Origin of the sequence: Agrobacterium salinitolerans, from assembly GCF_027498475.1 — a bacterium.
GTDB lineage: Bacteria > Pseudomonadota > Alphaproteobacteria > Rhizobiales > Rhizobiaceae > Agrobacterium > Agrobacterium salinitolerans.
The window spans coordinates 352,205-377,933 of the sequence record NZ_JAPZLN010000001.1 but is presented as its reverse complement, the minus strand read 5'-3'; the positions used below and the strand labels follow the sequence as shown (position 1 = coordinate 377,933).

Annotated in this window: 23 protein-coding genes; 13 read left to right on the top strand and 10 right to left on the bottom strand. The window is 60.4% G+C overall.

Features of this window, described 5'->3' with window-relative positions:
* The first annotated feature begins 162 nt into the window (after nucleotides 1–162).
* Together uppY and O9X91_RS01770 are read left to right on the top strand one after the other, a co-directional pair.
* Nucleotides 163–1,458 carry a Wzy-type polysaccharide biosynthesis protein UppY gene (gene uppY / locus O9X91_RS01775; protein ID WP_142912692.1) on the top strand — a complete coding sequence of 432 codons (1,296 nt, stop codon included), beginning with the start codon at nucleotides 163–165 and terminating at the stop codon, nucleotides 1,456–1,458.
* Nucleotides 1,459–1,484: 26 nt separating this feature from the next.
* The gene (locus O9X91_RS01770) at nucleotides 1,485–2,237 is read left to right on the top strand and encodes a polysaccharide deacetylase family protein (protein ID WP_142912693.1); all 753 of its coding nucleotides are present in this window, start codon (nucleotides 1,485–1,487) and stop codon (nucleotides 2,235–2,237) included.
* 25 nt (nucleotides 2,238–2,262) lie between these two features.
* Here O9X91_RS01770 and O9X91_RS01765 read toward each other — a convergent pair whose 3' ends face one another.
* Both O9X91_RS01765 and O9X91_RS01760 read right to left on the bottom strand, forming a co-directional pair.
* Entirely contained in the window at nucleotides 2,263–2,913 is a 651-nt protein-coding gene (locus tag O9X91_RS01765) for a S24 family peptidase (protein WP_059759480.1), read from the bottom strand.
* Between the two features lie 111 nt (nucleotides 2,914–3,024).
* The gene (locus tag O9X91_RS01760) at nucleotides 3,025–3,675 is read right to left on the bottom strand and encodes a response regulator (protein ID WP_137409734.1); all 651 of its coding nucleotides are present in this window, start codon (nucleotides 3,673–3,675) and stop codon (nucleotides 3,025–3,027) included.
* 242 nt (nucleotides 3,676–3,917) lie between these two features.
* Between O9X91_RS01760 and O9X91_RS01755 the strand changes: the two genes are divergently transcribed.
* Together O9X91_RS01755 and O9X91_RS01750 are read left to right on the top strand one after the other, a co-directional pair.
* A complete protein-coding gene (locus O9X91_RS01755; protein WP_142912694.1) occupies nucleotides 3,918–4,271 on the top strand; it encodes a DUF952 domain-containing protein in 354 nt (117 codons plus the stop codon).
* A complete protein-coding gene (locus tag O9X91_RS01750) occupies nucleotides 4,271–5,362 on the top strand; it encodes a quinone-dependent dihydroorotate dehydrogenase (protein ID WP_269823398.1) in 1,092 nt (363 codons plus the stop codon). The genes O9X91_RS01755 and O9X91_RS01750 overlap by 1 nt, the downstream gene beginning before the upstream one ends.
* 124 nt (nucleotides 5,363–5,486) lie before the next feature.
* Here the strand turns inward: O9X91_RS01750 and O9X91_RS01745 are convergent, their stop codons facing one another.
* Both O9X91_RS01745 and O9X91_RS01740 read right to left on the bottom strand, forming a co-directional pair.
* Nucleotides 5,487–5,984 carry a CAP domain-containing protein gene (locus O9X91_RS01745; protein WP_077985380.1) on the bottom strand — a complete coding sequence of 166 codons (498 nt, stop codon included), beginning with the start codon at nucleotides 5,982–5,984 and terminating at the stop codon, nucleotides 5,487–5,489.
* Nucleotide 5,985: 1 nt separating this feature from the next.
* Nucleotides 5,986–6,252 (bottom strand): DUF6460 domain-containing protein, encoded by a 267-nt coding sequence (locus tag O9X91_RS01740; RefSeq protein ID WP_003493739.1) that lies wholly within the window; start codon nucleotides 6,250–6,252, stop codon nucleotides 5,986–5,988.
* A gap of 166 nt (nucleotides 6,253–6,418) precedes the next feature.
* Between O9X91_RS01740 and O9X91_RS01735 the strand changes: the two genes are divergently transcribed.
* The 3 genes from O9X91_RS01735 to O9X91_RS01725 all read left to right on the top strand — a co-directional run bounded on the left by O9X91_RS01735 (nucleotide 6,419) and on the right by O9X91_RS01725 (nucleotide 8,819).
* Nucleotides 6,419–7,360 (top strand): class I SAM-dependent methyltransferase, encoded by a 942-nt coding sequence (locus O9X91_RS01735; protein WP_269833365.1) that lies wholly within the window; start codon nucleotides 6,419–6,421, stop codon nucleotides 7,358–7,360.
* Nucleotides 7,361–7,494: 134 nt separating this feature from the next.
* On the top strand, nucleotides 7,495–8,106 hold the full coding sequence (locus O9X91_RS01730) for a YitT family protein (protein ID WP_035236585.1): 612 nt from the start codon (nucleotides 7,495–7,497) through the stop codon (nucleotides 8,104–8,106).
* Nucleotides 8,107–8,177: 71 nt separating this feature from the next.
* Nucleotides 8,178–8,819, top strand: coding sequence for a YitT family protein (locus O9X91_RS01725; RefSeq protein WP_269833364.1), 642 nt, complete (start codon nucleotides 8,178–8,180; stop codon nucleotides 8,817–8,819).
* A gap of 26 nt (nucleotides 8,820–8,845) precedes the next feature.
* On the opposite strand, the gene O9X91_RS01720 is transcribed toward O9X91_RS01725, so the two are convergent.
* Both O9X91_RS01720 and O9X91_RS01715 read right to left on the bottom strand, forming a co-directional pair.
* Nucleotides 8,846–9,307: a carboxymuconolactone decarboxylase family protein gene (locus O9X91_RS01720; RefSeq protein WP_077985382.1), complete on the bottom strand. Its 462-nt coding sequence runs from the start codon at nucleotides 9,305–9,307 to the stop codon at nucleotides 8,846–8,848.
* 108 nt (nucleotides 9,308–9,415) lie between these two features.
* Complete coding sequence (locus tag O9X91_RS01715) at nucleotides 9,416–9,919, bottom strand: RrF2 family transcriptional regulator (protein ID WP_077985383.1); 504 nt, start codon at nucleotides 9,917–9,919, stop codon at nucleotides 9,416–9,418.
* Nucleotides 9,920–10,035: 116 nt separating this feature from the next.
* Here O9X91_RS01715 and O9X91_RS01710 point away from each other — a divergent pair, with 116 nt between their 5' ends.
* Both O9X91_RS01710 and pdeM read left to right on the top strand, forming a co-directional pair.
* Entirely contained in the window at nucleotides 10,036–12,555 is a 2,520-nt protein-coding gene (locus tag O9X91_RS01710; RefSeq protein ID WP_269833362.1) for a ligase-associated DNA damage response DEXH box helicase, read from the top strand.
* A 28-nt stretch (nucleotides 12,556–12,583) separates the two neighbouring features.
* Nucleotides 12,584–13,312, top strand: coding sequence for a ligase-associated DNA damage response endonuclease PdeM (gene pdeM, locus O9X91_RS01705; RefSeq protein ID WP_269833361.1), 729 nt, complete (start codon nucleotides 12,584–12,586; stop codon nucleotides 13,310–13,312).
* 46 nt (nucleotides 13,313–13,358) lie between these two features.
* Here pdeM and O9X91_RS01700 read toward each other — a convergent pair whose 3' ends face one another.
* From O9X91_RS01700 to podJ, 4 genes are all read right to left on the bottom strand, one after another.
* Nucleotides 13,359–13,796, bottom strand: coding sequence for a universal stress protein (locus tag O9X91_RS01700; RefSeq protein WP_077985385.1), 438 nt, complete (start codon nucleotides 13,794–13,796; stop codon nucleotides 13,359–13,361).
* 157 nt (nucleotides 13,797–13,953) lie between these two features.
* The gene (locus O9X91_RS01695; RefSeq protein ID WP_077985386.1) at nucleotides 13,954–14,781 is read right to left on the bottom strand and encodes a TIGR02186 family protein; all 828 of its coding nucleotides are present in this window, start codon (nucleotides 14,779–14,781) and stop codon (nucleotides 13,954–13,956) included.
* Nucleotides 14,778–15,704: a sulfite exporter TauE/SafE family protein gene (locus O9X91_RS01690; protein WP_077985387.1), complete on the bottom strand. Its 927-nt coding sequence runs from the start codon at nucleotides 15,702–15,704 to the stop codon at nucleotides 14,778–14,780. Before O9X91_RS01690 ends, O9X91_RS01695 begins: the two co-directional genes overlap by 4 nt.
* Nucleotides 15,705–15,967: 263 nt before the next feature.
* Nucleotides 15,968–19,717 carry a cell division protein PodJ gene (podJ, locus tag O9X91_RS01685; RefSeq protein ID WP_142912700.1) on the bottom strand — a complete coding sequence of 1,250 codons (3,750 nt, stop codon included), beginning with the start codon at nucleotides 19,715–19,717 and terminating at the stop codon, nucleotides 15,968–15,970.
* A 377-nt stretch (nucleotides 19,718–20,094) separates the two neighbouring features.
* On the opposite strand from podJ, the gene O9X91_RS01680 reads away from it, so the two are divergent.
* The 4 genes from O9X91_RS01680 to O9X91_RS01665 are packed head-to-tail and all read left to right on the top strand — an operon-like array spanning nucleotide 20,095 to nucleotide 25,608.
* Complete coding sequence (locus O9X91_RS01680) at nucleotides 20,095–21,891, top strand: acyl-CoA dehydrogenase C-terminal domain-containing protein (protein ID WP_142912702.1); 1,797 nt, start codon at nucleotides 20,095–20,097, stop codon at nucleotides 21,889–21,891.
* Between the two features lie 37 nt (nucleotides 21,892–21,928).
* Nucleotides 21,929–23,137 (top strand): acetyl-CoA C-acetyltransferase, encoded by a 1,209-nt coding sequence (locus tag O9X91_RS01675; RefSeq protein ID WP_077985390.1) that lies wholly within the window; start codon nucleotides 21,929–21,931, stop codon nucleotides 23,135–23,137.
* A gap of 8 nt (nucleotides 23,138–23,145) precedes the next feature.
* Nucleotides 23,146–23,358, top strand: a complete 213-nt coding sequence (locus tag O9X91_RS01670) for a hypothetical protein (protein ID WP_142912703.1) — start codon at nucleotides 23,146–23,148, stop codon at nucleotides 23,356–23,358.
* 33 nt (nucleotides 23,359–23,391) lie between these two features.
* Complete coding sequence (locus O9X91_RS01665; RefSeq protein WP_269833360.1) at nucleotides 23,392–25,608, top strand: 3-hydroxyacyl-CoA dehydrogenase NAD-binding domain-containing protein; 2,217 nt, start codon at nucleotides 23,392–23,394, stop codon at nucleotides 25,606–25,608.
* The last annotated feature ends 121 nt before the right edge of the window (nucleotides 25,609–25,729 follow it).

Here is a 25,729-nt window from a genome sequence, read left to right as displayed (position 1 = left end):
TGTCTTATCCCTCTTGAGGTAAGAGAGGGTTAAAGCAATTGCATAATAATGACGATAATGACTGTTTATGGTTATTTGGACATGGCCCTGTATCAGAAGGGTTTCGTTCTTCGTCACAAGGCAGGCCAATGATCCGACGATCCATTTCCGATGCAGGCGACCATGCCGCGTTTGGCTGATCCGCAGCCCGTCTCTGCGCAAGGCGGCGCCATATCCTTTACCGGCAGCCGGCGCGACGCGTTTTTTTTCGTCGCCACCATGCTCTATATCTGGATTTCCGTCGCGCCTTTCGAAAATCTAGCAGTACCGCCCGTGCCGCACGCCGCCGCAAACCAGCTGACCGGCCTCGTGATTGCATTGATCCTCGGCGTTTTTGCGCTGCGCCACCGGCTGACAGGGCTTCTGCTGCGGCCGCGGCTGCCCATTCTGCTGTTGTTCTTCTGGCTGGCCATATGCTCGGTGGTTGGAACCCAGCCCGGCACGTCGCTGCAACGCCTGATCTTCACGGCGCTCCTATGCTTCATCACCAGCGTCCTTGTCGTCATGCCGCGCGACCGGCGGCAGTTCGACCGGATGATGGCCATCTTCGCCATCATTCTCTTGGCGCTGTGTTATCTGGGTGTGATCTTCCTCAGCTCGCGCTCGATCCATCAGCCCTATGATCTCGATGAAAAAGCGTTGGCGGGTGACTGGCGCGGTATCTTCAATCACAAGAATGCCGCCGCTCCGGCCATGATCATTCTCTTCATGATCGGGCTTTACCTGCGCAACGCCTGGTCGACGCTGGGCGGCCTGGCCATCACGCTGCTTTCAGGGTTCTTCCTCTGGAAGACCAACGGAAAAACCGCGGCCATGCTGCTGCCCGTCACCGTAGCGCTGATCTGGATCATGGAAAGACATGCCCACCGCACTCTACTGATGATTGGCGGTCTTCTGGCCTTCATCAACATATCCGCGGTCGGCTCCACCTATTTCCCGAGCATACAAAATTTTGTCGAAAGTCTGGGCATCGATTCCACCTTCACCGGGCGGACAGACATCTGGCGGCTATCCTTCGACACTTTCGCGCAATCGCCGATCTTCGGTCAGGGGTTTCAGGCCTTCTGGATGAGTGACCGGCTCCTGTCGCAGGCTGATATTGCCGGCACCTGGGCGGTCTCAGCCTTCCATGCCCATAATGGTTATGTCGAAAGCTTGCTGAACGGCGGCTTGCCTGCCTTCATTCTCACCGTCATCTGGCTGGTCATTATACCGGCGAATGATTTCCGCACGGCGGTGGACAAGGGCGCGGATTCGGGCCTGACCCGACTTTTTGCGAGAATTTGGGTGTATGCGCTACTTTCTTCGTGTCTAGAGAGTAATTTCTTTACCGGAACCGGGCCTATCTGGTCTTCTCTTCTGATTGCAATCTATTGTTTGAGGCATCAGGCTTACGACATACTCGAAGAGGGACAGTAATTTGCAGACAGGCCGGGGGGCTTTGTATGACGCAAAAAATCGGGACTTTTAGAGACCGGATCAATAACCGGCTGGTGCGCTATTTCCCCGGACCGGCGGTGCGGATCGAAACGTCCGAGCCGATCGTGTCCTTCACATTCGACGATGTGCCGGCGAGCGCTTGGACAAAGGGCGCCCGTATTCTGGAAGACGAGGGTGCTCGCGGGACGTTTTACATCGCGGGCACTTTCATCGACAGGTACGACGAACAGCAGGAGATGATTTCCACAAAAGGCTGTTTGGAACTGGCGGCGGCCGGTCACGAGCTTGCCTGTCACACCTTTTCTCATCGCAAACTGTCGAGTTTTTCACGGCGCGGGCTTGAAGAGGATTTCGACCGCAACGAAAGGGTGCTCGGATCGTTCGATGGAGGCCGTCACGGGCGGAATTTCTCAATTCCTTTCGGCATGGCCTCGCCGCTCATGCAGCCCCTGTTGCGTCGACGGTTCAAGACCGCCCGCGGCATTATGCCGGGGATCAATCGCGGCAGCGTCGATCCGCATAATCTCGCCGCCGTTGAATTGCGGCCGGACCCGCATTATCTGGATGCTGCCGGCAGATGGCTCGAAGATGTTCTGGAAAAGGGTGGCTGGCTCGTCATCTTCACCCATGATGTTTCACTGAAACCGACTTTTTACGGTTGCCCGGAAGACAGGCTTCAGGCTCTCATCCGCAGGGCATCTTCCGGTGGTGCGAAGATCATGACTGTCGAAGCAGCGGTCAGAACGCTCGGCCTGTAGACCGATATCGCCGGCAATTGCCGGCCTATTGGCTGGCCCAGATGATGCGGGCGATCCATTCCACGTCCGCCATGTCGAAGCTGCGGTTGGGATGTTCCGGGTTGAGCGAAAGAAGCTCGATGTTTTTGGGGCTTTGCCGCGCCAGCACCTTGGCCATCACTTCGCCGTCGCGGCTTTTCAGCACCACGCGGTCACCGCGCCGCACCTGTGCGCCGGGTTCCACGATGAGGATGTCGCCGTCGCGGTAGAGCGGCATCATGCTCTCGCCCTGCACCTCCAGCGCATAGACGCCCTGCTTGCGCTCGGGAGACGAGGGGAACTCCACCACATCCCAGCCCTGACCCGCCGGAAAACCGCCATCGTCGAAAAAACCGCCGGAGCCTGCCTGCGCAAAACCGAGCAGGGGAATGGCATTGTCGGCACCGGAAGGCTGCATGGCCTGCGCCCTGCCGAAAGCATAACCGAAAAACTGGTCGACACTTGCCCCGGTCGCTTCCAGCACCTTGGAGACGGATTCCGTCGAAGGCCAGCGTTTGCGGCCATCCGGCCCGAAGCGTTTCGATTTATTGAACGAGGTGGGATCGAGGCCGGCGCGCTTCGCCAATGCCGAAGGCGTTAGCTGGTGGCGTTCGGCAAGCGTATCGATGGCGCTCCAGATCGTCTCGTGTGACAGCATGATAGAAAGCCCGCAAGTGGAGCCGATAGCGGAAAGCTCCTGTCCTTTACTGACCGGAATCTAGACCATATCCGGTCAGAAGTAAAGCAAGGAAAGGAATAAAATCCTTTTCTACGCCACCATGGCCGATGTATTTATCTTGGCGAGCTGGATCACCGCCTGGGTGCGGCTGTCGACCTTGAGCTTCAGCAGGATGGCGGAGACATGCGCCTTGATGGTGGCTTCGGAAACATTGAGCTCGTAGGCGATCTGCTTGTTCAGCAACCCTTCGGCCAGCATGCCCAGAACCCGGCTTTGCTGTGGCGTCAGCGTTCTGAGCCGGCCGATCAGATCGGCCACGTCAGGATCCTGTTCCTTGTCGCCCTGATGGCCCGACGGTATCCAGACATCGCCTTCCAGAACCGCGCGGATGCCGTCCCTGATATCGTCGATACCCGAGGATTTGGAAATGAAACCGGAAGCACCGAGTTCGATGGAGCGGCGCACGGTGGTCGCATCGTCCGTTGCCGAAACGATGACGATCGGCAGGCTGGAGAATTCCGCCCGGAGCGCCATCAGGCCTGAAAATCCGCTGACCCCCGGCATGGCGAGGTCGAGAAGCATGAGGTCGGCGTCGTTGCGCGCTGCGGCTGCACTGCGGGCGGCCTCGAAATCCCCGGCTTCAATAATGCTCTGTTGCCCGTCGAGGCCGGATACGGCCTGTTTCAGGGCACCGCGAAAAAGCGGGTGGTCATCTGCTATGATAATGACAAGTTCCGACATTCTGGCCCCCTCCCAAGGGCGTTATGCGGTTCTTTTTCTGATACTGGCTCACTCCCGTTTGCCGATGGTCGAAACACATCCGGCTCCTCCGCCAAAGGTTGCGCCAATCGGTCCCGCATTACAAGGAAAAGCTTGTGGACAGGCGGTCTTTCAGGTTCTCCGCAATAAAATGCCGTGGAAACTGTGGACAATCTTCGAGCTTTGCGGCAAATCCCGCTGAGTGGAAAGCCTTGGAGAGCCCTATGCAGGAAACGTCCGCGATCATCTATAAAATCGTGCCGGAGACATTATGGAGCGCGGCCAAGGCGAAGGGCGTCTTCGAAGGTGCGGCCATCGACCTGACTGACGGCTTCATTCATTTTTCAACGGCGAAACAGGCGGCAGAGACCGCCGCGCGGCATTTTTCCGGCCAGGTCGATCTGCTTCTGATCGCCGTCGACGGCGCGGCCCTCGGCGACAAGCTGGTCTATGAACCCTCCAGAGGCGGCGATCTTTTCCCGCATCTTTATGCGCCTCTTCCCTTGACCGCCGTGCTTTGGGAAACGCCGCTTTCGCTCGGTCACGACGGCCAGCACCAGTTTCCGGAGATTTTGTGATGGGCGGATTATTTTCCTCGGTCGGCCGCAAGGGCCTGTTTCTGGTCGATCCGGAAAAGGCCCATGGCCTGTCCGTTGCTGCGCTGAAAAGCGGCTTCCTGCCCACCTGCATGGTGCCGCACGATCCGCGTCTGCAGCAGACGGTAGCTGGCCTCGTCTTCCCCAATCCGCTCGGCATGGCGGCGGGTTACGACAAGAATGCGGAAGTGCCGGGGCCGCTCCTCAAGCTCGGTTTCGGCTTTACCGAAATCGGCACCGTCACGCCCAAGGCGCAATCCGGCAATCCCAGGCCGCGCATCTTCCGTCTGGTCGAGGACGAAGGTGTCATCAATCGCCTTGGCTTCAACAATGAAGGCCACGCCGCTGCGCTGGAGCGCCTGAAGCAGGCAAAGCTGCGCGGCATCGTCGGTGTCAATATCGGCGCCAACAAGGATAGCGAAGACCGCATCGCCGATTATGTGCAGGGCATCGAAGCGTTTTATTCGGTGGCATCCTATTTCACCGTCAATATTTCCTCGCCCAACACGCCCGGCCTGCGCGATCTTCAGGCCCGCGAAAGCCTTGCCGCGCTTCTCGCCGCCGTGCTGGAACGCCGAAAAGTGGAAGCCGAACGCTTCGGCAAACGCATCCCGGTCTTCCTCAAGATCGCGCCGGATCTCACCGAAGAGGGGCTGGACGATGTCGCCGAAGAGGCGCTCGCTCATGATCTCGATGGCCTGATCGTTTCGAACACCACGCTTTCCCGAGAAGGCCTGAGGCCGGGCCCGCACAAGGGCGAGGCAGGCGGTCTCTCGGGCAAGCCGCTCTTCGAGCTTTCCACCACGGTTCTCGCCAAGATGCGCCGTCGCGTCGGCGGCAACCTGCCGATCATCGGCGTCGGCGGTGTGTCATCGGCCGAGACCGCTTTGGAAAAGGTGAGGGCAGGGGCCGATCTCGTGCAGCTCTATTCCTGCATGGTCTATGAAGGCCCCGGCCTGCCCTCGGCCATCGTCAAGGGCTTGTCGAAGCTGGTCGCCCGCGAGGGCGTACAGTCCATTCGCGACTTGCGTGATAGCGCGGTGGACCGCTGGGCGGATCGCAAGCTCGGTTGAGAGCGGATCTGGACGGTTGAGGTAGCGCTTCCTCAGGAGGTTCTCCTTCCTCATCCCTGTGACATCCTCGGGCTTGTTCCGGGGAACAGGAATGAGGGAAGATGGTGGTTCCCGCCGCTTTGCCTCAGGCGCAGAGCACCATCGCCCAATAGGGCCGGTTGCGGCTGGCCGTATCATAGGCGACCGCGACGCCGAGGCCGTTATAAGGCCCAAGCATGTTTTCAAGGTGATGTTGTGAGCCGATCCAGGCCTTGACCACCCGCTCGACGCTGTCCTGCCCGGCGGCCACGTTCTCCGCTGCCGGAAGCGGCACATTGCCTTCCTTCATGCGAACCAGGAAACTGTCGGTCAGGCCGATAAGATGCGCCATTTTCTGCGCCTTGACCATGCGGCCGGCCTGATAGGCGGCGGCACCGCTTGCCGCGCCATTGATGGCAAGCGGCGAAAGCCCCTTGGATCGGCGCAGATCGTTGACCATGGGAAGCGCCGCGGCCGTCTCGTCACGGGTGCCGGAGGGGATGCCCTTGTTGGTGGGCATGGACACGCAGGCGGAAAGAACGGAGCCGGCGGAAAGCAGCACGAAACCGCGCCGGGTAAGCGTGTGAAGCGAAGTATCGGTCATGTCAGCGGCGGTAGCTCAGGAGGCGCAGGATGATGAAAACCGGAATGACGATCGTTGCCCCGAGGATCAGATAGTCGCCGATTGCGCCCAGCGCATGGAAACCGCTGCGCCACAGGTCGACAACGAAATCGCGCGCGCCGTAAATGATGTTCCATGGCGTCAATCCGAAGATAGCCATCAGAAAGCCGACGAGCAATGAAACCACCAGCAGTTTCACCACGGTACGGGCCACCGTGTCACCCAGCATTTTGTTGACCTCACCGGCCATCAGCACGTCTCCTATTTTATCCTGACATATAAAGCACGACGCTTCGATGCAAGTTTCGGCGACTATATCGCGTCATATTCGTCAATTCCACGCAGGCCCATGAAATAGGACTTGAGTTTTTTTGTGGCTTGATAAATGACAGCCGGCATCTTCTCAGGAATCTTGAATGGCCCCAAACCAGTTTTCTTCCGGTGACGTCATTGCCGACCGCCGGGCTGACTATGCTCGCATGCTGGCGGAGAGCGGTGACTATCCCGCCGCCGCCGAACTCATGGAGCAGGCGCTTGAACTTGCGCCACAGTGGACGGCGGGCTGGTTTCGCTTCGGGGAATATCACGAAAAAGCGGGCGAAACTGAAAAAGCCGTGGCGGCTTACGGGAAAGTCGCTGAACTGGACGCCGAAGGACTGTTTGCAGCCGAGTTGAAACTCGCGGTTCTCGGCGCCGCCGAAACGCCGGAGCAACCGCCCAGCCGCTATGTGGAAGGGCTGTTCGACGATTACGCCGACCGTTTCGAAACCTCGCTCGTGGAAAAGCTGGATTACAGCGTGCCGCAAAAGCTGGCGAAACTGATCGGCAAGGCGGCGAAAGGCGGCGTCTTCGATACTATTGTCGATATTGGCTGCGGCACCGGTCTCCTTGGCGTTGAAATCCGCACTTTCGCAAACCGGCTGGAAGGTTTCGATATTTCCCAGAACATGCTTGGCAAGGCGGAGGAAAAGGGGCTTTACGATCATCTCGACCAGGCCGATCTTTCGCTGGAGCCGGAGGCCTCGGGGCTCTTCACATCCACGCTCGCGCAGCACCGTGCCGACCTCGTCGCCGCCGCCGATGTGATGATGTATCTCGGCAGTCTCGAGGCTGTCATGCCGCTCGTTTCCGCCCTGCTTGCGCCTTCAGGCTTTTTCGCCTTTTCGGTGGAGGATGCGGGGGAGGAAGACGGTTTCGTGCTTCGGGAATCCCTTCGTTACGCCCATTCTAAGAGCTACGTGACCGACCTTCTTGAGCGGGCCGGCTTTTCCCTCATCGAAATCCGTAAAACCACCATTCGCAAGGATGCCGGAAAACCCCTTTCCGGCATTCTTTTTCTTGCCCGTGCCAAAGCCTGAACATTTCGTTTCTTGCCATTTTTGCGATAGGTCAGGCTTCCTTACATATCCATCTTGCTCAGATGTTTTTTGCAGTGCAAAATATGCCTGAAGCTGAGGAAAAAAGCGTGAGCAGAACGAGAAGCGTTTACGGCATGTGGAGTTCCGATCCGGCCAAACATGCGCCGGTGGAGGACGTGCAGGGCATCGTCACCGGCGCCATCGTCTCGGCGCTCGGCTTTTATCTTCTGAACAAGGTCGGCCTTCTGACCGGCGGCACCGCCGGCGTCGCCTTTCTCCTGCATTATGCTTTCGGCATCAGCTTCGGCCTCCTGTTCTTCCTCGTCAATCTGCCGTTTTATTACCTGTCGTTCCGCCGCCTCGGTCTTGCCTTTTCCTTCAAGACCTTCATCGCCATCGGCCTTGTTTCTGTGCTGACGGAAGTGGAAGCCCGCTGGATGGTGATCGATAGCATCAATCCGCTCTGGGCGGCGTTGCTCGGCGGCCTGCTGCTAGGTTATGGATTGCTGGCGCTCTATCGCCACCGCGCCAGCCTTGGCGGTATCGGCATTCTCGCCATCTATATTCAGGATCGCTTCGGCATTCGCGCCGGTCTCATCCAGCTCGCCTTCGATGCCTTCGTGATGCTCTGCGCCTTCCTCGTCATCGATCCGGCGACCGTCGTTTATTCGATTGTCGGCGCGTTTGTCCTCAACATGTTTCTGGCCATCAATCACCGCTCGGATAGATACATCGTCGTGCGTTGAGCAAAGGTGGTTGAAATCCGGAGCACTTCAGCGCAATAGCTCGGTAGAGACCAAAATTCGGGGAAAAGTGCATGGATGATACGAGCGCAGGCAGGAGACTGAACCTTTGGGCCTCCGCGCCGGATCGTCATTCATTGCTGGAGGACGCGCAGGGCGTTCTCGCGGGCAGCATGCTGGTTTCGCTCGGCGTCACGCTGTTTTCCGCTGCTGGCCTTTTGACGGGCGGTACGGTCGGTCTGGCGTTTCTCGTGCATTACGGCGCAGATCTCAGCTTCGGTACGGTCTTCTTCCTCGTCAATCTGCCGTTTTATTATCTCGCCTTCCGTCGCCTCGGCCTTGCATTCACGGTCAAGACCTTCTGCGCCATCGCCATGACGGCGCTGCTTTCCGAATATATGCCGGGCTTCTTTGCCTTTGAGAGCATCAACCCGATTGCCGCGGCACTGTTCGGCGGGTTGACGGTGGCGGCCGGCATGCTGGCGCTGTTCCGGCATCGCACCAGCCTCGGCGGCTTCGGCATCCTGGCGCTCTATCTTCAGGATCGCTTCGGCTGGCGCGCCGGCCTCGTGCAGCTCGCCTTTGACGGCATGGTTCTCGCCTGCTCCTTCTTCGTTGCGACGCCTTTCGTTATCCTTTGTTCCATTCTCGGCGCGCTGGTCATGAACCTCACGCTCGCCGTCAACCACAGAAACGACCGCTACATCGCCATGTAGCGGTCGTTCGAGGCGGTCAAGGGTGCTCAGGCCGCCTTCGCAGCCGCGTCGATCGGATGCTGCGAGCGGAAGCCGACCGCGATGCGGTTCCAGGTGTTGATTGCGCCGATCGCAACCGTGATTTTCACGATGTCCTCATCGGAAAAATGCGCTTTCAACGTCTCGAAGGCATCATCCGGAGCGCCGGTTTCGGCAATCTTCGTCACCGCATCCACCCAGCCAAGCAGAGCCCGTTCCTGTTCGGTATAAACGGGGGATTCGCGCCAGACGCTCATCAGGTTGATCCATTGTTCGGAAAGCCCGTCATGGCGGCTTTCCTTCACATGCATGTCCACGCAGAAGGCGCAGCCGTTGATGATCGAGGCACGCAGCTTGATGAGGTGGATGAAGCGGCGCTCAAGACCGCTGGTCTGAACATAATTTTCAAAAGCCATCATGGCCTTGAAAGCTTCGGGGGATGCTTTGGCATAGTTGACGCGGGTTTTCATGTGTTTCTCCGTTGGTTGGGTTGGTTTAAGGCGTGTGTCATCGGTCCGGGAAGCGGCAATGCCATCCGGGAACGTGATTGGTGGTTATTCCGGGTCTCGTTTTCGGGTTCAGCGCATCGTCGTCTTGCGCTCATTCATGTCCAGAAAGGCGCAGCCACGCGCGGCAATCCCGCCATCATCATTGGCAGCAAGATCACCCAGAATATCGGCGATGGTGGTTTTGGCGAGTTCGGCCCGGTAGACTTTCTCTGCTTTCAACATCGCGGCATTGATTCCGCAGGGCTTGGTGAAATAACGGCCGGGCAGCGGGTTCGGCCCGCGCTGGCGGATTTCCGCGCAACGAAACGCCGGCTGCGGTCCTTCGACCGCCAGAACGATGTCAAGCAGGGTGATCTTGTCGGTCGGTCGCGCCAGACGATATCCGCCCTTAGGCCCCGGCACCGTGGCGACAATACCCGCGCTGGACAGTGATTGCAGGTGCTTCAGAAGATAGCTCGTGGAAACGCCGTGAAATTCCGCCAGCGCCGCTGCCGATAACACGCCGCCTTCTGAAAGTCCCGCCAGCATGCCCACGCTGTGAATGGCCTGTTCAACGCCGTCGCCGAGTTTCATTAGTTCCTCACGTCTTGTTGCTGTGTCGTGGATATTATTTATCCACGATTCTGATTTCCTGTCAAGCGTCGCTGGAGCGCTCTTCTTTTTCTCAGGTTTTTCACTACCTTGAAGGGGTGAAACATACCGAGTCTCCCACGTCCGGCACGCATGTCGGCACCTTGCCCCTTCCATTCCAGAAATGGTTTGCCGAAAAAGGGTGGTCTGCGCGCGCCCATCAGCTGGAGCTGATGGCACGGGCGAGGGGCGGGGAAAACATGCTCCTGATCGCCCCAACAGGCGCAGGCAAAACGCTGGGTGGCTTCCTGGCCTCGCTCACCGCTCTCACAGAGCGCGGCAAGGTTCCGCCCGGCTCCGGCTTTGTCGGCGTGCACACCCTCTACATCTCGCCGCTGAAGGCGCTTGCAGTCGATATCGAGCGAAATCTCACCAAACCCGTTTCCGAAATGGGTCTGCCGATTGTCATCGAAACCCGCACCGGCGATACGCCCCAGGCGAAACGCCAGCGCCAGAAGGTGAGGCCGCCGGATATCCTGCTGACGACACCGGAGCAGGTCTCACTGCTGCTTGCCAATAAGGAGGCGGAGCGCTTTTTCCGCGACCTGAAATATGTGGTGCTTGATGAGTTGCACTCGCTCGTCACATCCAAACGCGGCCATCTGCTGTCGCTGGCGCTCGCGCGGGTGCGCAGGCACGCGCCGGATGTGCGTTTTATCGGCCTGTCGGCCACGGTCGCCGATCCGATGGATTTGCGCCGTTACCTTGCGCCGCAGGGACAGGGCGAGCCGCCGGCCGGCCTCATCACGGTCGAAGGGGGCGCAAAGCCGGATATCTCCATTCTGCAAACGGAAGAGCGCATTCCGTGGTCCGGCCATTCTGCGCGTTATGCCGGCAAGGACTTGTACGAGGCGTTGAAGCGGCATCAGACCACGCTGGTCTTTGTGAATACGCGCTCACAGGCGGAAAGGGTCTTCCAGGAACTCTGGACCGTCAATGACGACAACCTTCCGATTGCACTGCATCACGGTTCGCTGGATGCCGGCCAGCGCCGCAGGGTGGAGGCGGCGATGGCGGAAAACAAGCTGCGCGCTGTTGTCGCGACCTCTACGCTCGATCTCGGCATAGACTGGGGCGATGTGGACTTGGTGGTGCATGTCGGCGCGCCAAAAGGCGCAAGCCGTCTTGCCCAGCGTATCGGGCGCGCCAATCACCGTATGGACGAGCCTTCAAAGGCGATCCTCGTTCCCGCCAACCGCTTCGAGGTGATGGAGTGCCGGGCCGCGCTGGATGCCAATTACATCGGCGCGCAGGATACCCCGCCCATTGCCGAAGGCGCGCTCGATGTTCTCGCCCAGCATGTGCTCGGCATGGCCTGCGCCGAACCCTTCGATGCGGATGAGCTCTATCGAGAAGTGACCAGCGCCTCGCCCTATGCCGATTTGCCGCGCCCCACCTTCGACCGGGTGGTGGATTTTACCGCCACCGGTGGTTATGCGCTGCGCACCTATGAACGTTACGCCCGCATCCGCCAGATGAAGGATGGCCGCTGGCGCGTTTCCAATCCGGCTGTCGCCCAGCAATATCGCCTGAACCTCGGCACCATCGTTGAGGCCGCGGAACTCAATGTCCGCATGGTCAAACGCAACGCCAAGGGCACGGTCGGGCGCGGCGGCATGTCGCTCGGCAAGGTGGAAGAACATTTCCTCGAGCAGCTGGTGCAAGGCGATACGTTCCTGTTCGCCGGTAAGGTGCTGCGGTTTGAAGGTATCCGCGAGAACGAATGCCTGGTCTCGCAGGCCTTTTCCATGGACCCGAAAATCCCCTCCTATGCTGGCGGCAAGTTTCCGCTTTCCACCTATTTGGCGGATCAGGTGCGCTCCATGCTTGCCGATCCTGCCCGCTGGCAGGCGCTGCCGGATCAGGTGCGCGACTGGCTGGAAATCCAGAAGGAAAAGTCCATCATTCCCAAGCGCGATGAGCTGCTGGTCGAGACCTTCCCATTCCGCAAGCGGTTCTTCATGGTCATGTATCCCTTCGAGGGGCGGCTGGCGCATCAGACGCTCGGCATGCTTCTGACCCGCCGGCTGGAACGCGCGGGCGCCAAGCCTATGGGTTTCGTCGCCACAGATTACTCGCTCGCCATCTGGGCCATGGCGGATATCGGCATGCGGTTGAAATCCAACCGGCTGTCGCTCGCCGACCTGCTCGATGAGGACATGCTGGGCGACGATCTGGAGGCGTGGCTCGACGAATCCTTCATGCTGAAACGAACTTTCCGCAACTGCGCCGTCATCTCCGGCCTCATTGAACGCCGCCATCCGGGCAGGGAAAAGACCGGCAGGCAGGTGACCGTGTCGGCCGATCTTATTTATGACGTTCTTCGCAGCCATGAGCCGGATCATATCCTGCTGGAAGCCACGCGGCGCGATGCCGCGGCAGGACTTTTGGACATTGGCCGTCTTGGAGATATGCTGAAGCGAATCAAGGGACACACCACGCATCGCGCGCTGGAGCATGTCTCACCTCTTGCCGTTCCGGTCATGCTGGAAATCGGCCGGGAGACGGTGGCGGGCGAAGCGATGGACGATGTGCTGGCGGAAGCTGCCGATGAGCTGATCGCCGAGGCGATGTCCTGAAAGACCCATTGAAGGAACGACGACAACATTGCTGAGCCGGCTGACATTGAGCGACAGATTTTCCAATGGCTTCGAATGCCTTGGCAGCGAGACCGTCATCAATGGCGTTGCCGCCTGGTGCGACCCGCTGGGCGGGCTGTATCTGCCTGACCTCTCGCTGCTGGTCGTCTCCGATCTGCATCTGGAAAAGGGCGCGGCCTTTGCCCGGCGCGGCTCCATGCTGCCGCCCTACGACACCATCGCCACGCTTAAAATCCTGTCCTCGCTGATCAGCCGCTACGATCCGAGGATCGTCGTCAGCCTCGGTGACAATTTCCATGATCGCGTCGGCTCGCAGCATCTGCCGCTGCCGCTGCGCGAACTCATTCGCGAGATGGCGCGTGGCCGCGAATGGATATGGATAAACGGCAACCATGATCCCGATGGTACGGTCGATCTGCCGGGCTCTTCGGTGGACGAGATGTTTTACGGCGCTCTCGTCTTCCGCCACGAGCCGAAACCGGGAGATGCCGCCGGCGAAATCGCCGGGCACCTGCATCCCTCCGCCACGGTCCGCCGCCGCGAAAAGACGGTGCGACGGCCCTGTTTCGCCACAGACGGTTCGCGTCTATTGATGCCGGCTTTCGGGGTGATGAGCGGCGGGCTGGATTTGCGCCATAAGGCGATGCGCGGCCTCTTCGATCACTCCGCGCTCGTCGCGCATCTGATGGGGCGGGACCGCATCTATTCTGTGCGATTTTCAAATCTCATCGGCTGAGCGTATTTTCCGAACGTAAGACCGCTACGTAGTTACCGGAAACGCTCTATTGCCGGTAGACCAGCACCGGTATCTTCGAATTCTTGAGCACCTTGGCCGTGACGCTGCCGAGCAGCAACTCCACGAAGCGCCTGTGTCGGTGCGAGGCCATGGCGATGAGATCGCAGCCGCTCTTGTCGGCGATTTCGATAATCGCTTCGTCCGGCCGCCCCGCGCGCGCAAGCAGGGCCTCGCAATCGAGCCCCATGGCGGCGGCGTGCGCCTGCGTATCCCTCAGCAGATGTTCCGCTTCCTCGCAGCGGTGAAATTCCTCTTCTGCAATGGCGGCAATGTCCTCGACATCGCTGGCAATCACGTGAAAGGGTTCCGATACCGTCACCACGGTCACCTTTGCGCCTGCCTCCCTGGCGAGAGCGAACCCTTGGTCGATTGCGATCTGCGCCAGCGGCGAGCCATCGGTGGGAATGAGAATGTGCTTGAACATGACATTTCTCCTTTTCATCCCCGTCACAACCGCACATACCGCCATAACCTGGGTGCGGGGTTGTAACGCCTTGAATTTTACCGCAAACCGTTGGCGGAAGCGAATGCTATCTTCGCCGGCTGGGAAGGCAGACACTCTCTTTTTCGGGAAAAAAGGATCAGTCCTTGCGGAAGATGATGCTGGCGCCCCAGCCGGTCACGACTGCCAGTAGAACGCAGAGCGCGCCATAGGCAAGCGGCGTCTGATGCGCGGCATCGGTGATCGCCTGTTCCATGCCCGTCTTGACGACGCGCAGTTTCAGTTCGCGCTGGGCGATGAATTTGCCGCTCTTGAAGAGATAGGCGCGGGCGGTATGCACGCCATTCGGCACGTTGGCCGGCAGGCGCAAAGTCGCCCAGAACAGGCCGGTGCGTTCCAGCCGCACCCCGGTTGTGTCGTTGCGATAGATGCCGCTGGAAAGCTTCAGACGCCGATAAGCCTCCTGAAAGTCGAAAACATTGTCCGGCACGCCGGAGAAGACCGCGCTTTTCAGTGACAGATGGTCGACGCCGAGCCCCATGGCGCGGAGCGTTCCGGGCGAGGCGATGTCGGCGGTATTGCGCGTGCTGGCCATGGAATAGGATTCCGGCAGCGGCGTGAAGGTGATGGCACTGGTATTGATCCATATGCCCGCCACGCGCTGTTTCTTGCGCACGGTCATATAGTCGCTCGGCCCTTCCAGTGTTACGACAATGTCATATTGTCCGATGGCCAGCAGCAGCTGGTCGGTATTGTTGAGTGCGCCGAAGAGGGTGAAATCCGCGCCGCGAAAATCCGAAGCGATGGGAATTTCGGTGGTCGATGCGCCGATTTCGATGTTTTCCTGCAGCGGCGGCTGCTGCGGACCGGGCGGCAGGGCAAGCGGCGGCGTCTGGGCCGAAGCCGGTTGTCCGAGGGAAAGACATGAGGCCAGCGCAAGGGCGGCAAGCAGCAAATGGCGGATCAATAACCTAACCCCCCAACGGCGACTGAAAACAGGTCTTCCGGGCGCACCACCAGCGACACGGCAAGGCGAAGCGCAACAGCGAGGACGAGAAGCGCCAGCAGGGCGCGCAGCTGTTCGCCGCGCAGTTTTTGGCCGACGCGCACGCCATATTGCGCGCCAATGACACCCGCCACCATCAGGATGAAGGCCAGCACCACATCGACGGAATAGTTGGTCGCTGCCTGAACGACGGTCGTATAGGCGGTCACGAAAATGATCTGGAACAGCGAGGTGCCGACGACCACATTGGTCGGAATACGCAGAAGATAGATCAGTGCCGGCACCATGATGAAGCCGCCGCCGACACCCATGACGGAGGTGAGGATGCCGATGGCGAAACCCAGCGTGACGACGGGAATGATGCTAAGATAGATCTTCGATTTCTTGAACCGCATTTTCAGCGGCAGGCGGTGCACCCAATTATGATGGCCCGGCCGGCGCAACGTCACGGCTTCGTTGCGTGCAGCGCGGCGGAGCGCCGAAATGCTTTCCTTCAGCATCAGGCCGCCGACGGCGCCGAGCAGGATGACATAGAGGAGCGAAACGATGAGATCGAGCTGGCCGATGCTGCGCAGGAATGAGAATATCCAGACGCCGACCGTCGCGCCCACAAGACCGCCGACGAGCAGGACGGTGCCGAGCTTGACATCGAGCGTGCCGCGCCGGAAATGCGTGATCGCGCCGGAAACGGAGGAAGCCACCACCTGGTTCGCGCCCGTCGCCACGGCCACCACAGGCGGAATATTGTAGAAAATCAGAAGCGGGGTAATCAAAAAGCCGCCGCCCACGCCAAACATGCCGGACAGAAAACCGACGGCCGCGCCCATGCCGAGAATGATGAAAATATTCACCGACAGTTCTGCGATCGGCAGATAGACAGTCACGGCTCGGACCTCGGGCAAATGGTTCCGGGCGGCATGGCTTGTCCGGGTGAGGGGGCCGCGCCGCGATTTACACTTTCTGTCTGAAAAGACCGGGCATGCCCGATCTTCATCCGTCATGCCCACGAGGGCCTGACCTGTCAACATTCAACGGCAAATACGTTGATAATTTGGAAAGATAGCGGCCGTGTGTCGGCAACGGACCACATTCCTGCGCCGGGCTGAGCGAAAGCGGCCAAAGGGCCGCTTCGCCGGTTCTTGAATGTTTATTTGTTGCGGGCGAGAAGCGCGGTGACCAGTTCGTTGGTAATGCGCCCGTCCGGGGTCTGGCCCACGGATTTCTGGAAGTCCTTGATGGCCGTCACGGTGTTCTTGCCGAGCTTGCCGTCAGGTTGGCCGGCATCGAAACCGTTCTTGTTCAGGATCGCCTGAATGTTGCGGATCGCCTTTTCCATGTCCACGGAGGCGGTCTTCACGCCCTCCTTGCCAGCCCATTCCTCAGGCGGGTTGACGCTGTTGGCGTCTTCCGAAAGCGGCTTGACCTTCCAGGCGTCCACCTTGGCCTTTGCGCTCTGAAGCTGCTGCGGGTTCAAGGCCCCCGCCACTTCGTCGCGCTTCTGGGCGGCGTCGGCGTCACCATCCTTGGCTGCGATGGCGAACCACTTGTAGGATTCCTCGATGTCCTGCTTCACGCCGCTGCCGCGTGCATAAAGAATAGCGAGATTGAACTGGCTGTCACGAACGCCGAGGTCGGAGGCTTTGATGAACCATTGCGCGGCGGCGGCGAAATCCGGCTGACCGGCCGCATCGGAAGCGAGCAGGACGGCGAGATTATGCATGGCGCCCGCATTGCCCTGTTCCGCGGCCAGCGTGTAATAGCGCTTGGCTTCGGGAAGGTTACGTTCGACGCCGTTCGCCTTCTCGTAAAGATTGGCGAGGCGATATTGCGCGGGTGCGAGGCCGCGATCTGCGGCGAGTTTGTACCACTTTGCCGCCTCGGTGCGGTCGGCGGCAACGCCGCGGCCATCGGTGTAACGGGCTGCGATCTCGAACAGCGCCTGCGTGTCCCCCTTGGCGGCCGCTTCGGCAAGCGAAGCGGGTGCGATGCCGGCGGGAACGGTGATGGCGTCCTGGACGGGAACAGTCGTGGCGGCAACCTGTGCCGGAGCCGAGGGTTCGTTCTGCGCGACGGTGCCGGAATTTGCCGCATCCACGGCGGGAACGTCGGCAACCGGCGGCTCGTCAGGCAGCGGCGCGCCGCCGATGGTGCGTGGATCGATGATATTTTCCGCCGGTGCGGTGTTTTCGATGCTGTCGGCGGATGCGGCCTGTTCCGGATCGATGGCGAGATCGGACGGAATGGTCACGGCCTTCTCACCCGTTTCGGGAAGCGCGGAAACCGGGCCCTGGTCCGTCTTCTGCTCGATGATCGGCGCCGGAGCTTCCGCGCCGCCGATCAGCGTCTTGACGAGCGGCATGGCCATCATTGCCAGAAGAATGGCGCCGATGCCGAGCAGCAACGGGCGACGATAGCGCGAAAGCGTGGAGGTGTCGGTCTTGCGGCTCTTCTTGCCTGTGTCCAGCTTCTCCGGCGATGTTTCCATGGCGGCGGCCTGCGCTGCACGACGGGCGGCGGCAATGAAATCCGTCCGTCCTTCAGCGTCTGCGGCCTTGCCGCTGGCGGCCACCTGGCTGGCGCGAACGCGCTCGAGGATTTTCTTGATATCGGGCGCGCCCGAACCAGGCTCCAGAAGTTCGTTCTCCTGACCGGCAGGCAGAACGTCGATCGGATCGAGCGACGGGGCGGGCTCAACCTGCGTGCGGGAGGAGGAGGAGGCCGATATCGGTTCTTTTTCGGCTTTGACGGTCTTTGCAGTACCCGTTTTGAAACGCTTCGTCAGGCCGGCGAGCAGGCTCTTTTTTTCCACCTTCGCGGGTTTCGCTGCAGCAGGAGGCACGATGGCGTCCGCATCCTTCTCGTCGGCGTCGAGAATGGCCTGTTCTTCGGCAATATAACCCTCTTCCGGGAAGATGGCGGCCGGCATGGACACATGTTCGCGCGCGGGGACTGCCCCAGGTTGCGCAACGCTGCGCTGCGCGGCCTGTTCGCGGTAGACGGGAGCATTGTCGAGGTTGTCCAGCCGGCCGGCAATCTGCACCAGCGTCTCATGCAGCGCTTCGAATGTGCGGTGCGTACGTTCTTCGGTATTGCGGCTCAAGGCTTCGAGACTGCGCAGATCGGTCGCAAGATCGGTCAGCATGCTCATGTCGGCAAGGCTTGCGCCGGCCGAGAGATTGTTGCGGGTATAGGCGTCCAAAACGGCCTCGGCCGCCTGCCGGGCTGCCTCGATGATATATTCGTCGTTGGACGCCATGTAGTCTTCGATGGCCGCCATGCGGGCGTCGAGTTCAGGCGGCATGGCCGCGGCCTGCATCTGCACCGGCTGGCTGATCAGCGTCGAGAGATGGGCGATCTGGTTTTCGAGGCTTGCGAGCGCATGGCTGTCGGCGGGCGCGGCATGGGCGGTCTCGTCGAGGCGGGCGGCAATGTTGCCGAGCCGCTCTTCCAGACGCGAGAAAGCGCTTTCGCTGAGGTCCGATGCCGGCTGCGGCTGGCTGTAACGATAATCGAGGTCCTCGATCCGCCGGGAGAGCAGGTCGAGCCGCTCGGCCAAGCCGTCATTGACGGCGCCGTGATCCAGCGCGTCGATCTTGCGGGAAATATCGCTGAGGAAAGAGGTCAGTTCCGCCTGTTGCGAGGGGCGCTGCGACCGTTCCAGAAGCAGCGACAGCTGGTCTAGCCGCTCATGTAACTGCGCGGCGTCGCGGGCGGTGCTGAGTTCGTCGATCTTGCCGGCCAGCGCTTCAAGGCGGGCGGTGAGGTCCGGCGCCGGTTCAGGTTTTGCGGCGGCAAGGCGGTTGATGTCGCCAAGCTGTTCGGCAAGGCCGTTCAGCCGGTTCTCCAGACGCTGCGCCAGCGCATTGTCCGTTGCCTGCGCATTGGCGCGCGTGCCGGATGCGGCAATGGCGCGGCTGATTTCATCCAGCCGCTGGTCGAGACCGGAAAACTGTTCGGTAAAGGCCGCTTCGTTCGGCTGAATGTGCTTGCCGAGCTGCTCCACGGCACTGGCAATCGCAATCAGCTTGTCTTCGAGCACGCGCACGGCCGGATTGTTGCTCATGCCGCCAAGCTGCGTCTTGATGTCATCGAGACGATAAGCGAGCGAAACGATCTCATCCTGCAACGCGCCGGCGTCGAAACCGCGCAGCGTGTCTTCCACATTGTTCCAGCGGTTTTCGATCCGGTGTACGCTGTCTTCGCGTGCCAGCTGGTCGATGGTGGCGCGCAGGTCCTCGAATTCGTTGCGCAGGCCATAAGCGTCAGGGGACGCCAGATTGCCGAGCTGGTCGATGCTGCCGGCCAACCGCGCAATGTCGTCGCGCAGATCGCCGATGAATTGCTGGTCTTCCGCCACCGCACGGATATTGCGGATTTCGGCACGCAGTCCCTGCGCTTCGCGGGCAACGCCCTCGGCAATATCGTGCTTCAGCTCGTGCCGCAGATTGACCAGCGCCTGGGCGATCTCCTGCAGGGCTGCGTCATCGCGCTGCGGTTCCTGATGGGGCGGCATGGCACGGGCGCGCGGCGCGGGAGCGGCCGTCTGCTGGGTTTCCCTCGAGCCATATGCCGGCGCGAGCGGCCGGGTAATCGTCCGTTCCGGGCGGACGGCGGGTTCCTGCGGGCGCTGGAAGCTTGCCTCGAGAAGACGCTGGCGCTGGCGGATTTCGTTGACGGGATCAAGCTGCGGTGGCGTAACGGCAGCGCGGGGCTCACGCGACGCGGCATAGGCCTCGGTCTTGGGCTCTGCCTGAGCGCTCGCGGATCGCGGATCGCGCGGGAATTTCTGGCTCATCAGCCCCTCAATGCGGGCTTCAAGGCCTTCAATGGTGCGATTGAGAGCATCAAGAGACGACCTGTCGCTTGGCTGTTGGTTTTTCGATCGCAATCCGTTCATCTTTTCGCTCGCTTCGCTTCCGCCCGCTGTGCCCGGTTATATGTCGCGACGTGGCCTGCCTGAACACGCCGTCGCCGCAACATGCAGCAATTCCAGAGCCGGTATTTGCCCCCGTTTGAGGAAAATGCGCCGAGTACGAAGCAGTTACCTCTGTCGGGAGAATTCACGAAACGTGGTAAAGAAGTGGTTAACTATGGTCGGAATTTTTTAACTTTTACGGCGCATGGCCGCCTGACGCCGGGCCGGATATACGTTGCGCGAAAAAGGAGAAGGAATATTCCGCCGAAATTTATTTGACGTTTACGCGCACGTCAAATATTGTCATCCCATATCGGCCGGATTATCGCCGGCGCCCACGATGCGGAGGAACATCGGTAATGCCTGTTTACAAGGCCCCAGTTAAAGACACGCTTTTTATCCTGAACGACGTTCTTGGCCTCGAGCGGTATAACAACCTGCCCGGCTTCGAGGACGCAACCCCCGATATGATCGAGGCCATTACCGGTGAAGCCGCAAAGCTTGCCGAAGAGCGGCTTTTCCCGCTCAACCTTTCCGGTGATCAACAGGGCTGCAAGCGCGCCGATGACGGTTCGGTTTCGGTGCCGGATGGTTTCAAGGATGCCTATGACGCCTATTGCGAGGGCGGCTGGATCGGTCTTGCCGTGCCGCCGGAATTTGGCGGACAGGGCTTGCCCTACACGCTGCATGCCGCCATCGGGGAATATATGTCGTCCGCCAACCTGTCGCTGATGATGTATCCCGGCCTGACGCAGGGCGCGATCGCTGCGATCCTCGTGCACGGCACGCAGGAACAGAAGGAAACCTATCTGCCGAATATGGTGGGTGGCACATGGTCCGGCACCATGAACCTCACCGAACCCCATTGCGGCACCGATCTCGGTCTTCTGCGCACCAAGGCGGTGCCGCAGGCTGACGGCAGCTACAAAATTTCCGGCCAGAAGATTTTCATCTCCGCCGGCGAACATTCCATGACTGACAATATCGTTCATCTGGTGATCGCCCGCATCGAAGGTGCGCCAGAAGGCACCAAGGGCATTTCGCTGTTTATCGTGCCGAAGTTCCTGGTCAAGGAAGACGGCACGCTCGGCGAGCGCAACGGCGTCACCTGCGGCGCCATCGAACACAAGATGGGCATTCACGGCAACGCCACCTGCGTCATGAACTATGATGGTGCGACGGGGTATCTCCTGGGTGCGGAGAACAAGGGCCTGTCGGCCATGTTCGTGATGATGAACGAGGCCCGCCTTGGCGTCGGCCTGCAGGGTCTTTCCGTCGGTGAGATCGCCTATCAGAACGCTGTCGAATATGCCCGAGAGCGCATTCAGGGCCGCTCGCTTTCCGGCGCGAAATTCCCGGACAAGAAGGCCGATCCGATCATCGTGCATCCGGATATCCGCCGCACGCTGATGACCATCAAGGCCTATAACGAGGCGGGCCGCGCCTTCCTGCTGTGGACGGCGCTGCAATCCGATATCGCCCACCGCGCCGCTGATGAAAAACAGCGCCAGACAGCGGATGACCTGCTCGGCCTCGTCACGCCGATACTCAAGGGTGTGCTTACTGACAAGGGCTTCGACCACGCCGTGATGGCGCAGCAGGTCTTCGGCGGCCATGGCTACATCGAAGAACATGGCATGAGCCAATATGTCCGCGATGCGCGTATCACCATGATCTACGAAGGTGCCAACGGCATTCAGGCGCTCGATCTGGTGGGCCGCAAGCTCGGCATGAATGGCGGCCGCGCCGTCATGGCACTGTTCAAGGAAATCGGCGATTTCTGTGAGGAAAACCGCGCTGATGAAAAGCTCAGCCTTTACACCAAGGGCCTGAAGAAGGGCTTGAACGACCTGCAGGCCGCAACCATGTGGTTCATGCAGAACGCCATGGCCAAGCCCGACAATGCCGGGGCCGGTTCGACCGATTATATGCATCTCTTCGGCATCGTGGTGCTGGGCTACATGCAGGCGCGCATGGCGAAAGCCGCCAGTGAAGCGCTAGCGGCAGGCAGCACTTCGGACGAGGATTTCCTCAAGACCAAGCTTGTCACGGCGAAGTTTTACATGGAGCGCATCATGCCGGAAACGGCGCTGCGCAAGGCCCGCATCGAAACCGGCGCGGACACCATGATGGAACTGGCTGCGGAAGCATTCTGAGAAGGTTGGCGGTAAACACGCCGCAGGGAGAGAGTTTATGACCGACGTATTTATCTACGACCATGTCCGCACCCCACGCGGACGCGGCAAGAAGGATGGCAGCCTGCATGAGGTGCCCTCCGTTCGCCTGGCCGCCAAGACGCTGGAAGCCATCCGCGATCGCAACGGGCTCGACACCTCTGCTGTCGATGACATCATCATGGGCTGCGTCGATCCTGTCATGGATGCCGGCGCGGTGATCCCGAAAGCCGCCGCCTTTGAGGCGGGTTACTCCAACAAGGCGCCGGGTATGCAGATCTCGCGCTTCTGCGCCTCGGGTCTCGATGCCATCAACTTCGCAGCCGGCAAGGTCAAGGCCGGCTCGGACGATATCGTCATCGCCGGCGGGGTGGAAAGCATGTCGCGCGTCGGCATGGGCATGTCCGGTGGCGCCTGGTACATGGACCCCTCGGTCAATTTCCCGGCCTTCTTCATGCCGCAGGGCGTATCGGCTGATCTCATCGCCACCAAATACGGTTTCTCCCGTGACGATGTCGACGCCTATGCCGTCGAGAGCCAGAAGCGCGCGGCGCATGCCTGGGAAAAGGGCTATTTCAACAAGTCGGTCATTCCGGTGAAGGACCAGAACGGTCTGACGATCCTTGATCGCGACGAGCACATGCGCCCCGGCACGGATATGCAGGCGCTTGCCTCCCTCAATCCTTCCTTCCAGATGCCGGGTGAAATGGGTGGCTTTGAAGCCGTCGGCATCATGGCCCACCCGGAGGTGGAGCGGATCAACTACGTGCACCACGCTGGCAACTCTTCCGGCATTGTCGATGGCGCCGCCGCCGTGCTGGTCGGCTCCAAGGCGGGCGGCGAGGCGATGGGTGTGAAACCCCGCGCCCGCATCAGGGCTTTCGCCAATATCGGTTCCGATCCGGCGCTGATGCTGACCGGCCCGGTGGACGTCACCGAAAAGCTTCTGAAAAAGACCGGCATGTCGCTTGCCGATATCGATCTTTTCGAACTCAACGAAGCCTTCGCCGCCGTCGTCCTGCGCTACATGCAGGCTTTCGACATCAGCCATGATCGGATGAACGTCAATGGCGGCGCCATCGCCATGGGCCATCCGCTCGGCGCAACCGGCGCGATGATCCTCGGTACTGTCCTGGATGAGCTGGAGCGGCGCGATCTGAACACCGCGCTCGTCACACTCTGCATCGGCGCGGGCATGGGCACGGCGACGGTTATCGAGCGGGTTTGAGGCAGGCCATGAGGCGCGAGGTTTACGAGCGGCCCAAGAATGAGATCGAACAGCAACTGGCGCGGCACAATCTGGAAAAGGATATGGCACAGGATCATAGGGCGTCCATCCGCCCTGTTTCCCCTGTCCACATCCGACGGCTCCGGGCAGAGCGTTGGGGCTTGATCGTGTTTCTCGTTCTTGTGGTCAGTTGTATCGGCCTTGCAATCGGACTGTCGTAACCGCAGGGAAATTTGAGGGAAGAGGAATCCCAAATGAGCACTTACACCAATTTCACCATCGAGACGGACGCAGACGGCATTGCCCTCGTCACCTGGGACATGCCGGAAAAATCCATGAATGTCTTCACGTCAGACGTTCTCGAAGAACTGAACGCTATCGTGGATGCCACAGTAGCCGATGCCGCCGTGAAAGGCGTGGTCTTCACGTCAGGCAAGAGCACCTTTTCCGGGGGCGCCGATCTCTCGATGATCAAATCAATGTTCTCCTTTTACCACGAGGAAAAGGCGAAGAATCCGGACGAAGCGGCCCAAAAGCTGTTTGATCTCGTCGGCAGAATGAATGGCCTGTTCCGCAAGGTCGAGACCAACGGCAAGCCCTGGGTCTCGGCCATCAACGGCACCTGCATGGGCGGCGCATTCGAATTGTCGCTCGCCTGCCATGGCCGCGTGGCCTCCAGTGCCAAGAGCCTCAAGATCGCTCTGCCGGAAGTTAAGGTCGGCATCTTCCCCGGTGCCGGCGGAACCCAGCGCGTCTCGCGCCTGACGGACGCGCAATCCGCCTTGCAGATGATGACGACCGGCCAGTCGCTGACCGGCGCGCGCGCCAAGGCCATGGGGCTGGTTCATCAGGTGGTGGAGCCGGATCAGCTGGTCGCAACCGCAAAGCAGATGATCAAGGACGGCCTGAAGCCGGTCGCACCTTGGGATGAAAAGGGCTTCAAGGCCCCCGGCGGCGGCATCTGGACGCCGGCCGCAGCCCAGCTCTGGCCTGCCGCTCCGGCGATCCTGCGTCGGGAAAGCGCCGGTAACTATCCGGCCGCCCTCGCCATCCTCAAATGCGTTTATGAAGGCCTGCAATTGCCCTTCGATACCGCGTTGAAGGTGGAGCAGCGTTATTTCACCGAAATCCTGCGCTCGAAGGAAGCCTTCGGCATGATCCGCTCGCTGTTCATTTCCATGCAGGAACTGGGCAAGGGCGCACGCCGCCCGGCCGGCCAGCCGAAGACGGAGTTCAAGAAGGTCGGCGTCGTCGGTGCGGGCTTCATGGGTGCTGCCGTGGCCTATGTCACCGCCGCAGCCGGTATCCCCGTCACGCTGGTGGATCGCGATCAGGAAGCCGCCGACAAGGGCAAGGGCCATTGCGAGGAAAGCGTCAAGGCCGCCATAACCAAGGGCAGGCTGACGCAGGATGAAGGCAAGGCCCTGCTCGACCTCGTTACCCCGACAGCGGATTACGCCGCGCTCTCCGACGCCGATCTCGTCATCGAAGCCGTGTTCGAGGACCGCGACGTGAAGAAGGCCGTCATCGAGGCCGTGGAAGCCGTGTTGCCTGAAGGAGCGATCTTCGCCTCCAACACCTCTACCTTGCCAATCACTGGTCTTGCGAAGAACTCCAAGCGCCCGGTGGATTTCATCGGCATCCACTTCTTCTCGCCTGTCGAGAAGATGATGCTGACGGAAGTCATCCTTGGCAAGGAAACGGGCGACAAGGCGCTCGCCGTCGCGCTGGATTACGTGGCGAAAATCAAAAAGACGCCGATCGTCGTCAACGATACACGCGGCTTCTTCGTCAATCGCTGCGTGCTGCGCTATATGGCGGAAAGTTACGACATGCTGATCGAAGGCGTTCCGCCCGCCATGATCGAAAATGCCGCTAAATTCGCCGGCATGCCGGTCGGCCCGCTGGCGCTGAACGACGAGGTGGCGATCGATCTTTCCTACAAGATCCTGAAAGCCACCGTCGCCGATCTCGGCGAAAAGGCGGTTGATCCGCGCCATATGGAACTCGTGAAGAAGCTGGTGGAAGGCGAGGGCCGGTTCGGCCGCAAGAACGCCAAGGGCTTCTACGACTATCCGCAAAAGCCCGCCAAGAAATCCCTCTGGCCCAGCCTGAAGGACCTCTATCCGCAGCAGAAGCCTGAAGCGGTGGATATGGAGGTACTGAAACAGCGCTTCCTCGTCACCGTGGCGCTGGAAGCCGCCCGCACGGTGGAAGAAGGCATCGTCACCGATCCGCGTGAGGCAGATGTCGGCTCCATCCTCGGTTTCGGCTTTGCACCTTATACCGGCGGCGCGCTGTCCTACATCGATGGCATGGGCGTCAAGACCTTCGTGGCACTCGCCGAAAAGCTCAGCAAGACCTATGGCCCACGCTTCAGGCCGACGCCGCTGCTGAAGGAGATGGCCGCCAAGGGCGAGACCTTCTACGGTCGCTTCGATCCTTATGCCAGCGCCGCCAAGGCGGCCTGAGGCTTCACGCGAGACATTGAACAGGCCCTTCGGGGCCTGTTTTATTATGTCTGCCTCCCCGCTTTCCGTGCATCCTTTGCTCAGTTGAGACGTTGAAGGGGCTGACCGGGCAAAACTGCCC

Bases quoted from the DNA above. Each gene is read 5' to 3' on its own strand.
- uppY (WP_142912692.1), top strand. From the start codon at position 163: ATGCCGCGTTTGGCTGATCCGCAGCCCGTCTCTGCGCAAGGCGGCGCC.
- O9X91_RS01770 (WP_142912693.1), top strand. From the start codon at position 1,485: ATGACGCAAAAAATCGGGACTTTTAGAGACCGGATCAATAACCGGCTG.
- O9X91_RS01765 (WP_059759480.1), bottom strand. From the start codon at position 2,913: ATGCTGTCACACGAGACGATCTGGAGCGCCATCGATACGCTTGCCGAA.
- O9X91_RS01760 (WP_137409734.1), bottom strand. From the start codon at position 3,675: ATGTCGGAACTTGTCATTATCATAGCAGATGACCACCCGCTTTTTCGC.
- O9X91_RS01755 (WP_142912694.1), top strand. From the start codon at position 3,918: ATGCAGGAAACGTCCGCGATCATCTATAAAATCGTGCCGGAGACATTA.
- O9X91_RS01750 (WP_269823398.1), top strand. From the start codon at position 4,271: ATGGGCGGATTATTTTCCTCGGTCGGCCGCAAGGGCCTGTTTCTGGTC.
- O9X91_RS01745 (WP_077985380.1), bottom strand. From the start codon at position 5,984: ATGACCGATACTTCGCTTCACACGCTTACCCGGCGCGGTTTCGTGCTG.
- O9X91_RS01740 (WP_003493739.1), bottom strand. From the start codon at position 6,252: ATGGCCGGTGAGGTCAACAAAATGCTGGGTGACACGGTGGCCCGTACC.
- O9X91_RS01735 (WP_269833365.1), top strand. From the start codon at position 6,419: ATGGCCCCAAACCAGTTTTCTTCCGGTGACGTCATTGCCGACCGCCGG.
- O9X91_RS01730 (WP_035236585.1), top strand. From the start codon at position 7,495: ATGTGGAGTTCCGATCCGGCCAAACATGCGCCGGTGGAGGACGTGCAG.
- O9X91_RS01725 (WP_269833364.1), top strand. From the start codon at position 8,178: ATGGATGATACGAGCGCAGGCAGGAGACTGAACCTTTGGGCCTCCGCG.
- O9X91_RS01720 (WP_077985382.1), bottom strand. From the start codon at position 9,307: ATGAAAACCCGCGTCAACTATGCCAAAGCATCCCCCGAAGCTTTCAAG.
- O9X91_RS01715 (WP_077985383.1), bottom strand. From the start codon at position 9,919: ATGAAACTCGGCGACGGCGTTGAACAGGCCATTCACAGCGTGGGCATG.
- O9X91_RS01700 (WP_077985385.1), bottom strand. From the start codon at position 13,796: ATGTTCAAGCACATTCTCATTCCCACCGATGGCTCGCCGCTGGCGCAG.
- podJ (WP_142912700.1), bottom strand. From the start codon at position 19,717: ATGAACGGATTGCGATCGAAAAACCAACAGCCAAGCGACAGGTCGTCT.
- O9X91_RS01680 (WP_142912702.1), top strand. From the start codon at position 20,095: ATGCCTGTTTACAAGGCCCCAGTTAAAGACACGCTTTTTATCCTGAAC.
- O9X91_RS01675 (WP_077985390.1), top strand. From the start codon at position 21,929: ATGACCGACGTATTTATCTACGACCATGTCCGCACCCCACGCGGACGC.
- O9X91_RS01670 (WP_142912703.1), top strand. From the start codon at position 23,146: ATGAGGCGCGAGGTTTACGAGCGGCCCAAGAATGAGATCGAACAGCAA.
- O9X91_RS01665 (WP_269833360.1), top strand. From the start codon at position 23,392: ATGAGCACTTACACCAATTTCACCATCGAGACGGACGCAGACGGCATT.